We start from the raw sequence: 18508 nt of genomic DNA, 5'->3' as shown, positions 1-18508 counted from the left end.
AGTGAACTAGGGTAGGGGCAAGATGAATTGTTGGCTCCTGATAGCCAGTCGGATCGGAAACTTACGTGGTTAAAAGCCAGTTTTAGACGATAAACATTTGGTAATATACGTAGTTAGTGACGTAATTTACCTTTACACCTGTGACTCCGTCAACTACTACTTTGATTTGCTTCCCCCTTTCTATCGGTCAGTTGCGTCCCTGGCGTGAGGGCGATGAAGATTCATTGATTCACCACGCCAGCAATCGACATATCTGGAATAATGTACGGGATTTTTTTCCGTACCCCTATACCCCCCGCGATGCCCATTCCTGGATACGCTCAAACAAATCGTACCAGCAGCCCAGCAACATGGCCATCGAAATAAATGGACAGGCCGTTGGCAACATCGGGTTTACGGTAAAAGATGATATCTATCGCTACAATGCCGAAATTGGCTATTGGATCAGCGAAGATTATTGGGGACGTGGGGTCATGTCGGAAGCGGTTCCGATCATGACCAATTATATCTTTCAGAATTTTCAGGTAAACCGCATCTTTGCCTGTGTACTGGAAGGAAATATCGGCTCCATGCGGGTGCTTGAGCATGCAGGCTATCGGCACGAGGCCATTCATCGGAAAGCGGCCGTCAAAAATAATCAGTACCTCGACGAGCACATTTTTGCCATTCTTCGATCCGAGCACAAACAGTTAAATGCCGCAGAGGGTAGTAAGTAACTTGTAATACACCAATATTTCGTTGGATTATAGTAGCTATTGCTAAAAACTTGCTTAACTATACGCCATTTTTGTGGTTATTTTGTAGGACTATTGCCGCTTCGGCGGACAACCATTCATGCCGAAGATCGTTATTGCCATTGATGGATATTCGAGCTGCGGGAAAAGCACAACCGCTAAAGCTGTAGCGGCCCGTATGGGCTACGGATATATTGATACCGGCGCCATGTATCGCGCTGTAAGCCTGTATTTTATTCAGGAGAAAGTATCGCTTTCCAGCCATCGGGATGTACTGATGGCACTGGATAATATTCACATCGCTTTCAAGTTTAATTCGCGTACGGGTAAGAACGAAACCTGTCTGAACGGCTTGAATGTAGAAGATGAAATCCGCAAGATGTACATCTCCAATATTGTCAGTGAAGTTAGTGCCATTCCTGAGGTGCGCTGGGCCATGGTGGCGCAACAACAGCAAATGGGTCGCCGACGGGGAGTGGTAATGGATGGCCGTGACATTGGTACCAAAGTTTTTCCTGATGCCGAAGTGAAGGTATTTATGACGGCCGATACCTATACACGGGCTCGGCGTCGTCAGCAGGAGCTACTGGCTAAGGGAGAGCTGGTCAATCTGGATGATATCATCAGTAACCTTGAGAAACGCGACCACATCGATACGACACGGGCTGAAAGTCCACTCGTTCAGGCGCCCGATGCCATTTTGCTGGATACATCGTACATGACCATCGAAGAACAGGTTGACTGGGTAATCGAACTGGCTGACCGACGTCTGGCCGAGCTGCACCGCGAACGGGCAAATAAGGTATTGGTGAAATAAGCCAAAAACTAAGAAAGGAAGGAGAGGTGGAGGAATAACAGCTTTCTCCTTTTCCTTCCTTTCTTAGTTTTTGGTTACTGCCTGAAAATTATGAACGTTGATTTTTTAATTGTGGGGCAAGGTGTGGCCGGGTCAGCTCTGGCCTGGACTCTTGACCAGCGCGGTTGTTCGGTTGTACTGGCCGATGATCCGGCTTTGCCAACGGCATCGACGGTGGCGGCTGGTATCGTAAATCCACTAACGGGCCGTAAGCTGGTTCGCACCTGGAAAGCCGATGAGTTGTTTCCGTTCCTACATACCTTTTACAAACAGATCGAGCAGGATCTGGGTGTTAAGTTCTTTCAGGCCAAAAACATTTACCGACCCTTTCGCTCACTGGACGAAAAGACAGCGTATCTAACCTATGTCAGTGAACCCGATATTCAGCCCTATGTAGAGAAAGTGACTGATGACCAGGTGTATAGCCCGTTTATCTATAACCCATTCGGTGGGATCGAAGTGACGCAGGCCGGGTGGTTGGATTTAACTGAGTTTGTCAGAATCATTAAAGGGTATTTTATAAAAAAAAATCAATACTTTGAAGGTTGTATCTTACCCCGTGACCTGACAATCAGTGATAATAAAGTGGAATGGCAGGGGCTAAGTATCGGGAAAGTACTATTTTGTGATGGGGTTCAAGCCCGCGAGAATCCATTATTTGACTGGCTTCCGTATAATCCCGTAAAAGGACAGGTTCTGACGGCGGTTGCGGAGGGTTACTCTATTAAGAATATAGTCAATCAGGGTGTATTTATTTTGCCGGTTCGGGAGGGGTTGCTCAAAATCGGAGCTACCTATACCTGGCATGACCTGGATTGGCAAACAACCGACGACGGTCGCGAGTTTTTAGAGTCGAAAGTTCAGCAGATTTTAAAAGTACCTTACAGAGTTGTGGCACAACAGGCCGGTATCCGACCTTCGACCAAAGACCGTCGTCCCTTTATCGGACTGCATCCTTTGCATCCGTCAGTTGGTATTTTTGGCGGTATGGGCACCAAAGGCGTGTCGCTTGCTCCTTATCTGGCAGAGCAATTTGCCCGGCATCTACTAGATGGCGAAGATTTAGAGCCCGAAGCGAATATTAGCCGTTGTGTTTCGTTATTATCGAGAAGTGAATAACTTAGGAGTTAGAAGTGAGGAGAGAGAATGATCGATGCAGGAAGCTAGTGCTGCGCTAGCCATTCTCACTGCACCGGTGGCCCGGTTCTCGTTTCTGACTCCTAATACCTGATTGCTAAACACGTATGCGAAATCAGTACATTTTGTTGTTGGGTCTGTGGCTGGGTGGACTTAGCGTGGCAACGGCGCAAAACTATCCATCGCTTGAACGGTTCGGGAAAAACCGTATTCAGTATCGGGACTTCGAGTGGAAAATTATCCGAACCTCCAATTTTGAGATTTACCATTATCAGGATGGGACTCAGATCGCCAATCTGACGGCACAGTATGCCGAGTCGGAGTTCGATCGAATTACCGAATTGCTGGGGTATACGCCTTACAATCGGGTAAAGATATTCCTTTTTAACTCACCCGCCGAGCTAACGCAAAGTAACATTGGCCTGAATGCGCAGAGTGGCCTTAACAGCCGTGAGCAAAATCTATCGAAATCGCGGATTGAGCTGGCCTTCACGGGTGATCAGATCAGTTTTCGGAAGCAGATTATACACGATGTGGCTATGTTGTTCGTGTACGACATGCTTTACGGGGGTAGTCTGAAAGATGCCTTACAAAGTTCATTGCTGCTGACCCTGCCCGATTGGTTCATGCCTGGTATTGCGTCCTATATTGCCGAAGGGAATAGCCTGGAACTGGACGATTATATGCGGGATGTGTCGCTTACGCGCCCGGTTCGGAAGCCATCGTTGCTCTCCGGAATCGATGCGGAGCGGGTCGGCCATTCAATCTGGAATTATATTGTGCAGCGATACGGTCGGGATAACGTGTCAAATATTCTGAACCTGACACGAATCATTCGGAATGAACAAAACAGTATTTCCAGTACGCTGGGTATTCCCTACAGCCGGTTCCTGCGGGAGTGGCGGGAGTATTACGCGGGTATGGCTAGCGGCTTTGCCCAGTCGAATACATTGACTACAGACGGTTTTGAGTTCAATGTTGGCTCTACTGATGATAAGACATCACTGGTAAGCCTGAAATTAAGCCCTGATAAGCAGTTTATTGCATATTCAGTACTACGCGATGGTAAGTTTCATGTTGAGGTTGTCAATACGGCTAATCGCAAACACACAACGGTCTTATCGGGTGGGTATCGGCTGGATGGCGAACTAATTCGTGCGAATACGCCCCTGGTGGCCTGGCAGCGGGATAACAATCTGCTGATTATTACCGATGAATTAGGCGAAACAAACCTTTATCAATATAGTGGTTTTGAAAAACGGCCTAAACGCCAGTTCAAGCGGAAAGTCAATGGATTGTCGCAGGTTGTCTGGATGGATGCATCGGAAGATGGTGGAAGTCTGATTTTGAGTGCCGATCGAAAAGGGCAGAACGATCTCTTTTTATACAGTATCAACCGGGGTTCGTATCAACAACTGACCAACGACCTGTACGATGATATGTATCCAGCCTTTATTGGCCGTACAGCTCGGCAGGTAGTGTTCAGTTCCAATCGCCGGGACGATACACTGGGTGTTGATAAAGGATCGTATAAAAGTATTCGCGATCAGATGGTGCTGTTTTCCCATGAAGGAAGTGCCCGCGACCTATCGGTATCCCGACTGACCGATTCACTGTATCATGCTACGCAACCTATACCCGCCAACGAATCAACGATCTATTTCCTGAGTGATGCCAACGGCATTCGGAACCTGTATAAGTTACAGACTGAAAGTGGTTCAGTGTCGCCCTTAACAGCTTTTCCACAAAGTATTCGATTGTATGATCTGATTCCGTCGAATGGAGGTTTTGTATATAGCAGCCTGAAAAACGGTCGCGAGTTTATTGGGTTCCGTTCGCAAATCAGCCTGACACAATCGGTGGCATCGACGCCTACCCAGCGAAGTGCCGCAATTGCCCGAACAATGGGACCCCGGCCTGGACAACCTAAAGCTGATACGACCACTCAGCCAAAATCGGTTGCAGCTGACTCCAGTAAAGTAGCTCAGGGACAGGCAACTACTCCGCAGTCGAATACGGGGTCGAAACTGGCTCTGGAACCCGGTGAAGTCGATACCGACAATTATCAGTTTGATCCTGACGTTCTAAAAGCAGCCGAGTATCGCCAGCGTCGTTCGATAACAGGATCTTCGCCTAGTATAACCACCACGTTACCACGTAATCGACGTCGGGAAAACATCACCATTCGTGGCCCCTTTGAGTATAAAGGGACTTTTGGGATTAATGAAGCGCCGTCAAGCTGGCGTATCGACCCCATCAAAGGGTTTGGTTACGCCCAGGACGTAACGCTAACGGATTTGCTGGAGAATCATGTGATACGGGCTGGTGGGTTTATCAGCTTGACTAATACGTTGCGTAACAGTGAGTTGTTTGCTGAATATACCAACCTCACCCATCGGATCGACTATGGTGCCCGGATTGACCGGCAAACCCTGTTTATCGATGGAGCTGGGTTGTTGCAGAAGTACCGGTATAATCGCTTTGCCGTTTCGGCCTCCTACCCAATTTCGGTAAATAGTCGGTTTACGGTATCGCCTTTCTATGCCCTGACCCGGCTGATTGATCTATCGTCGTTTGCTGAGCCAGACCATGTATCCGATTACGCAGGTCTGCGAGGAGAGTTTGTGTTCGATAATTCGAAGGTAAATGGCATGAACATGGTTGAAGGCACACGCATGAAACTCCGGTATGAAGAATATGCAGGCCTACGCTCGTCGTCGGAGGGCTTCCGGCGGTTGTCATTTGACTTAAGACATTATCAGAAAATTCATCGCGATCTGATCCTGGCGGCCCGTTTTGCATTTAGCCAGTCAGGGGGGGCGTCGCCAAAGAAAGCGACATTAGGTGGCATGGAAAACTGGATCGGACCTAATCCGAAGGAACCGGTTTCGTCGAACCCTCTACTAATTCCGAATACAGAGCGTAACGTTATTCCTTCCGATTATCGGGATGTATTCTTTTTAGATTTTGCGGCTCCATTGCGTGGATTCCGTCAGGGGAAACTTACTGGTAACAGTTATATGCTGTTTAATGCTGAGCTTCGGCTCCCATTGGTTCGGTATTTATACCGGGGTAATATAACCTCCAATTTCCTCCGCAATCTTCAACTGGTTGCCTTCTCAGATATTGGGACTGCCTGGACGGGTAGTGGGCCATTTAGCCAGCAAAATAGTCTGAATACCGAAATTGTTGGCGGAGGGCCCATACCATTTAGGGCCATTGTCACAAACTTTAAGAACCCATTCCTGATTGGGTACGGGGCTGGGGTGAGGACTATGATTTTTGGCTACTTTGTGAAGTTTGACTATGCCTGGGGCTTAGAAGACAAGACTGTAGGCAAACCGATTGCTTATCTCACACTCGGATACGATTTTTAGGACATTAACAGACTGCTTTCTAAATGCAAAAAGCCACGCTAGCGTGGCTTTTTGCATTTAGAAAGCGAGAATAGTCACGCTAAATAAATAATTACTATTGAGTATGTAATTTAGGCACATAGTTTGATATGTAAAAGATACTGTATAACGATAACTTAAGTATTTATTTAGAGCAATAGCTATATTTTTTGATAGCCTAAATCGTAATTGTTGGTAACAATTCGAATCTCACAAATAAATAAAGAAAGTGCAGAAGTATACAATAGAGTTGGCATAGTTTTCGCTAAGCCCTTTCAGCCTCACCGTAGCCTACAGCCGTAGAACAAAAGGTTTTTATGCTAACCACATAAGCATAGGTATTTCGTAAAAAGTCTCTAAAAGTTGAGTTTTTGGCGATTATTGATCTGATGAGCCAAAACGAAACTGTGGTTTGGCATAGTTTTAGTTAATTTTTAAGAAGCTATTGAGTCTGATATCTCCGGCTAATGAACCGTGGCTTATTTCCACGTGGTTGGCCTGAGTTATTGTAGTCTACCTTATAGTATCCGACTCGCTGAGATCATTCCAAATTAAGTTCCAAAATGGAAGAAATGTCTACGCTACACACAAAACATACCGATCGCTTTGCGCCTGCAATTGACAGTAGGCAGTTACCGAAGCGATACCATTCAGTCAGTAAGCCTCAGCGAAGAATAGGCTTGATTGGAACTCTGATTACCTATATCTGGCAATGGTATGATCAGGCCATGCAGGTCTTCCAAATGACCTTGTTTTCACAAGGGAAAGCGAGTGATTCAGCCTCAATTGATTTCGCATTCAGTCAAACAGAAAGTAGGCAGGGATTTAGTGGGTTTGATCGGGAGCCGCCTAATATCATCGATTCTGGACCACCCGGCTATGGTATCCATACTAGTTCAAACGCTTTTTATTTTCTTGTACGCCGACCAATGAATGAGCAATCTCTACTTAACAAATCACCTCATAAACCGATGAACTTCCCTGTTTTAGTTAGAACATCGGCAGCTATGAGACGGATTCCTCCGCGATGGAAGAGCTATACACAAAAGCTATCCTCGTTTGTTGGCTATACCCATCATAGTGGATCAATGCTTCGCGCATTATCAGTTCTGGCATTTTTACTGCTCGGAATGGCGGCTTTGCCAGCTCAGGCTCAGACGCAGAAGATTAACCTGAGTCTCCATAAATCTATAAACAGCCAGTCGCCAGCTATTGGCGACGTCGTTACATATACGATTGTAGTTGCTAATGCGTCTGGTTTCGCTACAGCGACTAATGTATCCGTTAAAGATGAACTGCCTGCTGGCGGGGTTTCATTTATACCAGGGTCGGCTACTGTCACACACGGTACAGGAACATTCACACCTACCGGCTCACTAACCGCAACAACGGGTACCTGGTCGATTCCGTCAATTGCTTCCGGCGATTCGGCGGTTTTGGTAATGAAGGCTACCGTACTGGAACGTGGTGTCTGGTTTAATACGGCTGAAGTTATTGGAGCCGATCAAACGGACTTAAATTCTATTCCCGGCAATCAGAGTCTGGCTGAAGATGATTATGATGCCGTTTGTTTTTCGGTGCCAATATTATGGTACGTTGGCGATGAATATACGGTTACGATCCCATCTGGGTATGATCAGATTGTCTGGTACCGAGATAATGTACCGGTTAGTTCAACGGCCGTGTCCACCTCACTGGCTGAGGTCAACAGTGATTCGTCCCTGACTATCAAAAGTCCGGGTACATACCGCTTTGTGACCTACAGAAATGGTTGCCCTTCTTCGAACTGTTGTGACATTCAAGTCATTCAGGGGCCTTATGGAAGCTTGGGCGACTATGTATGGCTTGATACAAATCAAGATGGTAAGCAAGATAATTCCGAAACGGGTATTGATAGCGTAAAGGTTTATTTATACGACAACACGGGTACCGTAAAACTCGATTCGACCATTACCGCCGGTGGTGGTAAATACCTGTTTGATAGCCTTACAGACGGAAGTTATATTGTCCGATTTATTGCGCCTTCGGGTTATCAATCTACTTCCGTTAATGCGGCTGGTGTTACTGACGATCTGGATAGTGATGCTGGCCTTAACGGATTTACAGGTATTTATACCATTGATACCAGCCAGCCAGAGTCCAGTACGGCCCGAAATAATCCGACTGTAGATGCGGGCTTCTACATCCCAAGTGCAGGATTGGGCGACTTTGTCTGGAATGATACCAATAAGAATGGTATTCAGGATGATGGCGAACCACCCATTCAGGGTGTAACGGCTGTCCTCTATATTAATGGAGTCGCTTCGGCAACGACGGTAACCAATGCCTCGGGCTTATACAGTTTCACCGGCTTGACCCCAGGCAGCAGCACCAGCTATGCGGTAGGCTTCACGACGCCATCGGGCTTTACGGCAACGCTGCCCTACAGTGGCACCGACCGCACGAAAGATTCGAATGCGGACTTGATCACAGGGATGACCGAATCGGTTACGCTGGCACCGGGCGAGTTCAACTCAACGCTGGACGCTGGCTTCTACATCCCAAGTGCAGGATTGGGTGACTTTGTCTGGAACGACATCAATAAGAATGGTATTCAGGACGATGGTGAGCCGCCCATTCAGGGTGTAACGGCTGTCCTCTATATTAATGGAGTCGCTTCGGCAACGACGGTGACCAATGCCTCGGGCTTATACAGTTTCACCGGCTTGACCCCAGGCAGCAGCACCAGCTATGCGGTAGGCTTCACGACGCCATCGGGCTTTACGGCAACGCTGCCCTACAGTGGCACCGACCGCACGAAAGATTCGAATGCGGACCTGATTACAGGGATGACCGAATCGGTTACGCTGGCACCGGGCGAGTTCAACTCAACGCTGGACGCTGGCTTCTACATCCCAAGTGCAGGACTGGGCGACTTTGTCTGGGTTGATCTGAATAAAGATGGTATCCAGGATGGTAACGAACCAGGTATTCAGGGAGTAACCGTTACGTTATATGTTAATGGTTTGTCTACTGGGACGACAGTAACCAATTCGTCGGGCTTCTATAGCTTCACCGGCTTAACCCCAGGTAGTAGCCTAAGCTACTCTGTTGGTTTCACGACGCCATCAGGTTATACAGCAACGATTCCGCTAAGCGGTTCGGATAAAGCATTCGATAGCGATGCTGATCTGATTACGGGTATAACCGCATCCGTCACGCTGGCACCAGGTGAATTTAATCTGACCCTTGACGCTGGTTACATACCACCAGTACAAGAGGTAGTAAAAGCAAGTCTGGGTGACTTTGTCTGGAACGACGTCAATAAAGATGGTATTCAGGACGATAATGAATCCGGTATTCCAGACGTAGTCGTTACGCTCTATACAAACGGGGTAGTTTCGGCGACGACAGTAACCAATTCGTCGGGTTTCTATAGCTTCACCGGCTTAACGCCAGGCAACAGTCTGAGCTATTCAGTAGGCTTTACAACGCCATCGGGCTATACAGCTACCCTGGCACAGCAGGGTGGGAATGATGAAAAAGACAGCGACGCTGATGTGATCACGGGTAAAACCCGCTCCGTAACGCTGGCCCCAGGCGAAAACAACCTGAATCTGGATGCTGGCTTCTATGTGCCAAGTGCAGGATTGGGTGACTTTGTCTGGAACGATACCAATCACAATGGTATTCAGGACGATGGTGAGCCGCCCATTCAGGGTGTAACGGCTGTCCTCTATATTAATGGAGTCGCTTCGGCAACGACGGTAACCAATGCCTCGGGCTTATACAGCTTCACCGGCTTGACCCCAGGCAGCAGCACCAGCTATGTGGTAGGCTTCACGGCTCCGTCGGGCTTCACAGCTTCAGTTCCCTACAGTGGCACCGACCGCACGAAAGATTCGAATGCGGACCTGATCACAGGGATGACCGAATCGGTTACGCTGGCACCGGGCGAGTTCAACTCAACGCTGGACGCTGGCTTCTACATCCCAAGTGCAGGACTGGGTGACTTTGTCTGGAATGATACCAACAAGAATGGTATTCAGGATGATGATGAACCTGGTATCGCAAGTGTAACAGTAACCCTGTATGTAAACGGTGTCGCTTCGGCAACGACGGTAACCAATGCCTCGGGCTTCTATAGCTTCACCGGCTTAACCCCAGGCAATAGTACCAGTTATGCGGTAGGCTTCACGGCACCATCGGGCTACACGGCAACGCTGGCTCAACAGGGTGGCAATGATACGAAGGACAGTGATGCGGATGCCATTACAGGCAAAACGCGGTCAGTAACATTGGCTCCGGGTGAATTTAATGGTAACCTGGATGCTGGTTACTACACCTGCCCAGTCAACTTCAGCCTGATCGCTTCGAACGATCTGTCAATCTGTAATGGTGATGTCGCGATCTTGACGGCAACTTCGTCGGTGACGGCTGCCCAAATCCGGTGGTACCTGACGCCTTACGATGGAGTGGCCTTCGCTACAACCTCGAATGGTGCATCGCTAACCGTGAACCCAACGACAACGACAATCTACTATGCTGAAGCCTTCACCGCAGATGGCTGTGTAAGCGCTCGTAAGCCAGTGGCTGTTCAGGTGACGACGGTACCAACGCCGGTTTGCTTGGGTATTATGAAAAATACCTGTCCTCAATCGACGGTTGATCTGACACAGATTCATATTGAGAACCACGCGAATGGGCTAACGTATGAATGGTACACCAGTATCGAACGGTTGGCTGAGACACGAGTAACGAACCTAACGGCTGTGGGCGCAGGTAAGTACTATCTATTTGCCAAGCAGAATAACTGTTACAGCACCCCAACAGTATTGAATGTGGAAATCGTTGATTGTAGCTGTCAGAACCCAGCAAGTGTAACCGCTGTTGCCCTGGCTTCGGTTTGTGAAGGTGACCCGATCTCACTGAGAGCGATCCTCGGCGGTTCTGCAACAAGTGTAACCTGGTCAGCAACAACAACGGGTGGTATGTTCAGCGCACCCGGTAGCCTGACAACGACCTATACACCATCGGCAACTGATGTTGCTGCTGGTAATGTCTTGCTGACGGTTACGACGAATGATCCGGATGGTGAGGGTATCTGTGCCCCAGCATCGTACGCTGTACTGGTGAAAATCAACAAACGGCCTGATGCTCCGCTAGGTGTAGCCTGCGATGACACGCTCGTTTGTCAGGGCAGCAGCACGAAGCTGGTTGGCTTCGCACCAAACGGTAGAATAAACTGGTATGACCAGAATGGAACGCTGATCGGAACGACCGTAAGCGGAGGTAAACTGACGGTGACACCTGCAAAAGCGGGCGATGCTATCTACTATGCTGAAACCATAAGCTCCGAAGGTTGCGTAAGCAGCACACGTTCGTCGCTGACGATTACAGTAGGTCAGTGCCTGGCCGATCTGGCAGTAGTGAAAGACGTAGTAACGGCGGGTCCGTTCTCGGTAGGTCAGAAAATTACCTACTCGCTCACGGCCTCTAACAATGGGCCGATTACAGGTACAGATGTGAAAGTAACCGATCTGTTACCAGGCACATTGACCTACGTAAGCTCGACCCCAGTCAACCAGTATAACCCTGCAACGGGTATCTGGACCATTGGCACGCTGACACCAGGTTCGAGCCGGGTGTTGTTGATCGAAGCAACCATCAATGCGGGTGGGTCATTGAAAAATACGGCCATCATCAGTGGTGCGAACAACGATCCAAACCATGCACTGAACGATACATCGAGAACGGTAACGCCAATTATCGACTGCAACGTGGCACCGCCAACGCTGATCTGCGCTATCAGCCAGATCTGTAAAGGCAATACGACAACGCTCAGCGCGAAAGGCTGCGAAAATGGTACAGTCAGATGGTCGAACGGAAGTACGGGTACGACAATCTTTGCGGCCCCAACGGCTACGACGACGTATACAGCTAGCTGCGTAATTGGTCAGTGTGTAAGTCAGGCATCGGCACCGATCACGGTCACCGTAGTTGAGCCTCAGACACCGGTAATTGTCGCTAGTGCAGATAACGTTTGCCCTGGTACATCGGTAACGCTGACCGCATCGGGTTGTCAGGGTGGTATCATCGAATGGTCGGATAAAGCACAAACCGGTAACTCGATTGTTGTAACACCTTACAGCAAAACGACCTATACCGCACAGTGCCGTCAGGGTAGCTGCCTCAGCAACCCGGCTGTCATCACGATCAATATAAATGCCGATCAGCCACAACCCACGATTGTATGTAGCACGTCGGTTGTATGTCCAGGTGAAACGGTAACCTTAACGGTTGATAACTGCATCGGTACACCGCACTGGAACAGCACAACGGCTACGACATCGAGCATCGTTGTAACGCCAACGCTGGGTAGCAATACCTACTGGGTATACTGTCAGAGCGGTAGCTGCACCAGCAAGTCGTCGCCAACGTATACGATTCAAGTGGTGGCTCCAGTAATCCCAACGGTTACAGCCAGTGCTGATACAGTCTGTGCCGGTGGGGCTATCACCCTGACGGCTGCTGACTGCAACGGTACGGTAATGTGGTCGAATGGTGAAACCGGTACTAGCATTACAGTACATCCAACGGCCAACATCAGCTACTACGCACAGTGTAAATACCGCACATGCCTGAGCAATCCTTCCAATACGGTGTCTGTAGCTGTGGTTAACCCACAAGCGCCAATTGTACGGCTCAGCAGCACGAGTGTTTGCAGTGGTGAACCTGTTTCGTTAACAGCTACAGGTTGCACAGGTACAGTGGTTTGGCATGGTGTCGATAAAACGGGTTCGATCATCACGATCTACCCGACCGAAAGCAAGCAGTACTACGCAACCTGTAAGATTGGTTCCTGCGAGAGCAGTGCTTCTAACTCGGTTCGTATATCAGTGAATACCTCGCCAGCACCTGCTCCAACGGTTGTGGCATCAACAACGGCCATCTGTAGTGGTGGATTAGTATCACTGACGGCTACGGGCTGCGATGGAACGGTGAAATGGTCGGATGGTCAGACAGGCGCTGTTGTATCGGTGTCCGTAACTCCGTCGAACCATGAATTCTACGCACTGTGTATACCAGCAAGCGGCTCTGCCTGTGGTTCAGGGAAGTCGAATGTGGTGAACATTCAGGTGACGCCAACGCCGACACCGTCAATCGTTCGTTGCCTGTGTAGTGCCGATACGATCTGCCCAGGTGAAGAGGTGAAGCTGTCAGTGAAAAACTGCCAGGGTACGCCATACTGGAGCACGGGTGAAACCACTACAAGCATTATCGTTTCGCCAACCGTTACAACGGGCTACACAGTATACTGTCAGGACGGCGTGTGCCAGAGCACCACGACCCAGCCTTACACGATTACGGTGATTCCAGTAACGGCACCGACCATCGTGGCTTCGACAACGAATGTAACGCCGGGAGGTTCGGTAACCCTGACCGCTTCGGGCTGCACAGGTACCGTAATCTGGTCGGCCAACGATGTGAATGGCAATAACAAAGGCGCGTCGATTGTTGTGATACCAAATGGTACACAGACCTACTACGCACAATGTCAGTACCATGCATGTCTGAGCGATCCGTCGAACCCTGTCATCATCAATCCTGGCGATTGCGTGGTTAAAGCAGGAAGCTTGACGCCTGTAAATGACAAGGTTTGTGCAAGCACCAGTACAACGGCTGTTGTGGCCGCTACGCCAAATGGCGGACTGATACAACCAACAAGCTACTCGGTGGTCTATGTGCTTGCCAAAGATGGTCTTGTTCAGCAAACAGGTGCTGCACCACAATTTACGGTAGATGCTTCGAATGCGCACTACACGATCCATACGCTGGTATACAATGCAAACTCGGGTGATGCCAACTACCTCGATCTGTCGCAGGTGAAACCGAATCTCTCGACCATTGCCGACGTACAGCAACTGATCGGTAGTAAGTGTGCCAGCCTGGATGCAACGGGTGCTGCTATAAAAGTATGCGTCATCGATGCACCAACGCTATCGGCTACCTCGCTCACCGTATGTTCGGGTGGACCGGTTTCGATCACCGCAACGGGTTGTGAAAATGGTACCGTGAAATGGTCAGATGGCAAAGAAGGCGCTGTGTATACGACAAGTGTCTATGCTGAAACCTGGCTGACGGCTATCTGTGAAATTGATCATTGTGCCAGCAAGCCATCGGCAACGGTACACATCAGCTTAGGTACACCACCTATCCCGATCATTGTGAGCAACAAGTCGGCTCTATGTGTGGGTGAAACCGTATCGCTGACGGCTACCGGTTGCTCGGATGGTAACTATCAGTGGTCTGACGCACAGCAAACGATCGGTTCGATCCTGACTGTAACCCCAACCCAGGATGTTACCTTCCGCGTGAAGTGTAAAGTGGGTAGCTGTGAAGGTGAGTGGTCGGCAGCAACGACGATCCAGGTTGGTAAGCCATCGGCACCAACGATCTCGATCCTGGGTGGTGGCAGCAATGCTACGGTCTGCTTCGGAGCTTCGGTAACGCTGGTCGCTCAGGGTTGTTCGCCAGATAGCTACGTAACCTGGTCTAATAATCAGGTGGGTAATACCCTGGTTGTTTCGCCTGCTAGCTCGACAACGTTCTCGGCACAATGCTGCAACTCGACCTACTGTAAGAGTGATGCGTCGAACACGGTGGGTGTGAATGTACTGCCAAAAGTACCAGTACCAACCGTGTCGGATCTGACGAATACCTGTCCGATTACGACGGCTGATCTGTCGAAAGGCGTAACCAGTAACCCAGCCACAACAGGTGGTGTGTTCGAATACTATACGGACGCTACGTTGAGCACCAAAGTTGCTGATCCAGCGCATGTAGGTACGGGCGTCTACTATGTGATTGAGAAAACGACAAACGGTTGCGTAAGTCTGCCGGTAGCGATTCATGTGCAGGTAACTACCTGTATGGAACCATCGCCCTGTGATGGTGTGAATCCGGCAACGGCCAGCGCTGGCGCCGATGCGAGTGTGTGTGCAGCGAAAACCTATCAACTGAGTGGAACCATGGGCGGTTCAGGTAATACCGCCCACTGGACCACCAGTGGTACCGGTACATTCGACAACCCCTATGCGCTGAATGCCGTTTATACAGCTAGTGCTGCTGATTTACAAGCGGGTAAAGTAACGCTGACGTTGACTGTGACGCCTACGAATCCGAATTGCCCAGTGGCTACGGATGCTATGGACTTGACGATCAATGGGGTTAAGGATGTACCTGTTGTAACGGTAGTCGGTGCTCAGAATCTGTGCTATGGCGACTCGGTAACCCTGAAAGCCCCTGCGGGTTATACAGGCTACAAATGGAGCAATGGTGCTACGAGTGAGACGATCATTGTGAAACATAGCGGAACCTACAGTGTGCAACTGGTCGATGGTTCGGGTTGTAGCTCGGTAAGTTCAGAGCCTGTTATGGTGAATGTAGCTGAGCCGGTACTTCCCCCGCTGGTACACAACCTGCGTAACGAGTGCCCATCGAAAATTGTGGATCTGACCAAAGCGCTGTCGACGACAACGGCTGGTAGCACCTATACGTATCGGATCTGCGAATGCAACACGTCCAATATTGTGATCCGTCCGGATTCCGTTTGCGAGGGAACCTATTGGGTAGTTGAACGGACCGCACAGGGATGTGTCAGCAAACCATCAAAAGTGGTTGTGAAAGTCTTCAACTGTGCCGCAGATACGTTGAATACGGATGTGAGCATTGCCAAATTGGCAAGCACGGCATTCGTGCAAAACGGTGCACCTGTAACCTATACCATTACGGTTAGCAATGCAGGCCCGCACACCGCTTATAATGTAGATGTGCGTGACGTACTGCCCAAAGGTCTGGAGTTAATACCGACTCCAGGTAGCAGCTTCACGATCTCGAACGGATCGATGATCATGCCTGATGCAGGTGGTAGCTTCACCGTCTCGAACGGTGTAGTGTCGAAACACATCGATAGCCTCAAAACAGGAGCGTCTACGCAGATCGTGTTTAACGCTCGTCTGACCGTGAAAAATCAGGAGGTTGTCAATACGGCCGAGATTGTTTATCTCGACAATAAGGAAACCAATCTGGCTAATAATACATCGAGCGTAACGGTGAAAGATACTTCAGCCCACAAAGCCAGCGTAATCGGTCTGGCGAAGTCGGTGCTGGGAACACCTCAAGCGATTGGTGATTCGCTCGTGAAGGTGGCCTACAAATTTGTAGTGACTAACTTCGGTGAGGATACCCTGCGTAGTGTTCAGGTAAATGATGATCTGGCTTATGCTTTCCGCCCGAATACGGTATCGGCTAGTGTAACACTATCGGATGCGGCTTCAACGCTGAAGGTTAACTCAGAATTTACCGGAAGCGGTAGCCATACAAACCTGCTGGATTCTGCCAGCTATATCCTGCCGGGTAAATCGCAGATTATGGTACTGGATGTTACGGTAAAACGCGTAGCGGGCGACACGACGAAAGCGTTCTACAACCTGGCTGGCTCATCGGCCGTCAGCAGTAATGGAACCGTAACGGATATGTCGACTGATGGCGGTGTGGCTGATCCAGATAACGATGGCGATCCAACCAACAACACGGTGGTCACCAGCTTCACGCTGGGAACGGGCCAGCCACAGGGACCAAGCATCGGTCTGGCCCTGGCTGTTGTTAAAGTTGAGCAGCAACCCGATAGTTCATACAACGTTACCTACAAGGCAACGATTAAGAACTTCGGAGATGTCGAACTGAAAGGCTTGAGCCTGACCGATAGCCTGAACAAGGTGTTTATCTCGCCAGCGTCGTATAGCGTGGTTGGTGGCCCAGTAGTGGGCGCAGGCAGCACCTTGGTTGCTAACACAGGTTTCGACGGTTCGTCGCAGCCCGACCTGCTGACCAACGCCAGCAAACTGGCCGCTGGTGCTCAGGATACGGTTGTCTTTGTGGTGAATGTGAAAACCAATGGTAACAACGGTCCGTTCTACTCCAGTGCTACAGTAACCGGTACGACACCAGATGCCTCGCAAACGGTAATGGATATTTCCAATAATGGATTCGATCCGGCACCGCAGGGGTCTACCCTAACCACGGTTCGCTTCGACCTGCCCAAAGGCTTGCTTGGGGTAGCCAAAGAGGTGGGTACACCGACGCTGGTACAGAATGGTGTATATGACATTCCGTATACCATCACACTGACCAACATGGGAACCGAGCCACTGAAGACTGTACAGGTAGAGGATAATCTCTCGACAGCGTTCGGTAAAGGAGCACTGATTGTCAGCAACCAGATTCATGTTGCCAGCACAGGAACCGTAACGGTCGATACGCTGTACACAGGTCAGGGCATGATTACCAAGATGCTGGTCGATACGGCCAGTACGCTGGCGGTGGGTGCGAAAGCTACGCTGACCTTCACCGTTCGGGTTGATGTGTCGGGTGTTAATCCGGATTCGCTGACCTTCTATAACACAGCGCTGGCATCGGCTAAAACGTCGTCTGATGAGCTTGTAGATGATGCATCGACGGCTGGTACGAACAATGACCCAGATAATGACCTGGATCCGCGTAACAACAGCCAGCCGACACCAATTGTGCTGAACGGTCGTGCTACGGATTCGCATATTGGTCTGGCCATGACCGTGGCCGATACGGTCCGTCAGTCAGATGGTAGCTACAATGTCACCTACCAGATCGTGGTGAAAGCCTACGGGCCTGATCCATTGACAAATGTGACCATCTCTGATACGCTCTCGAAGGTATTCAATACCCAGACGGGGTCGATCTTCACGTTGGTGAAAGCACCGTTCATCACCTCGACGGGTAGCGCCCTCAAGCTCAACCCCAACTACAACGGGGTGTCGGATCCGGTCATCGTCCTGGGCGACAGCACCAGCGCGCTGGCGGTGGGTAAAGTCGATACGATTCGAATGGTGATCAACGTCATCGCCGATGGCTCGACCACAACCTTCCTTAACACGGCTTATGCGACAGCTCAGTCGAAGACAGGTTTGGTAAGCGATATATCGACGAGTGGGTTGAATCCGGACCTCAACGGCAATGGTGACCCGACCGATCCCAACGAGCGCGAAGCCACTCCGCTGACGCTGCTGCCGACTTATCAGGAGATTTTCATCCCGCAGGGCTTCTCACCAAACGGCGATGGAATCAATGACCGGTTCGTGATCCGGGGCGCCAATGGGCTGACGGTCAGTCTGGAAGTCTATAATCGCTGGGGTAATCTGGTCTACAAAAACGAGGATTACCAGAACGATTGGGATGGCAAGCCGAACACGGGTATCGTGCTCAGCTCGGCCGACTCCAACGGCGTGCCCGATGGCACCTACTACTACGTAGTGAATCTGAGCGATGGCCGCAAGTTTGTTCGATACATGACTATTAACCGCTAATTC

General features: G+C 49.8%; 5 protein-coding genes. All 5 read left to right on the top strand.

All coding sequences use genetic code 11. From position 1 onward, the window contains the following. The first annotated feature begins 140 nt into the window (after positions 1-140). The 5 genes from B5M13_RS22610 (at position 141) to B5M13_RS22590 (ending at position 18505) form a co-directional block, all read left to right on the top strand. Complete coding sequence (locus B5M13_RS22610) at positions 141-716, top strand: GNAT family N-acetyltransferase (RefSeq protein ID WP_245859444.1); 576 nt, start codon at positions 141-143, stop codon at positions 714-716. Positions 717-834: 118 nt separating this feature from the next. Next, positions 835-1551: a (d)CMP kinase gene (cmk, locus tag B5M13_RS22605; RefSeq protein WP_080057827.1), complete on the top strand. Its 717-nt coding sequence runs from the start codon at positions 835-837 to the stop codon at positions 1549-1551. A gap of 90 nt (positions 1552-1641) precedes the next feature. Continuing rightward, positions 1642-2709 (top strand): NAD(P)/FAD-dependent oxidoreductase, encoded by a 1068-nt coding sequence (locus B5M13_RS22600; protein WP_080057826.1) that lies wholly within the window; start codon positions 1642-1644, stop codon positions 2707-2709. Positions 2710-2834: 125 nt separating this feature from the next. After that, a complete protein-coding gene (locus B5M13_RS22595) occupies positions 2835-6104 on the top strand; it encodes a hypothetical protein (protein ID WP_080057825.1) in 3270 nt (1089 codons plus the stop codon). A 1106-nt stretch (positions 6105-7210) separates the two neighbouring features. Continuing rightward, on the top strand, positions 7211-18505 hold the full coding sequence (locus B5M13_RS22590; RefSeq protein WP_080057824.1) for an SdrD B-like domain-containing protein: 11295 nt from the start codon (positions 7211-7213) through the stop codon (positions 18503-18505). Positions 18506-18508 lie beyond the last annotated feature (3 nt).

The sequence above is a fragment of the Spirosoma aerolatum genome (assembly GCF_002056795.1).
In the GTDB taxonomy this organism is placed as follows: Bacteria; Bacteroidota; Bacteroidia; order Cytophagales; family Spirosomataceae; genus Spirosoma; species Spirosoma aerolatum.
The sequence above is the reverse complement of the archived record's forward strand: the minus strand, read 5'-3'. Positions and strand labels throughout refer to the sequence as shown.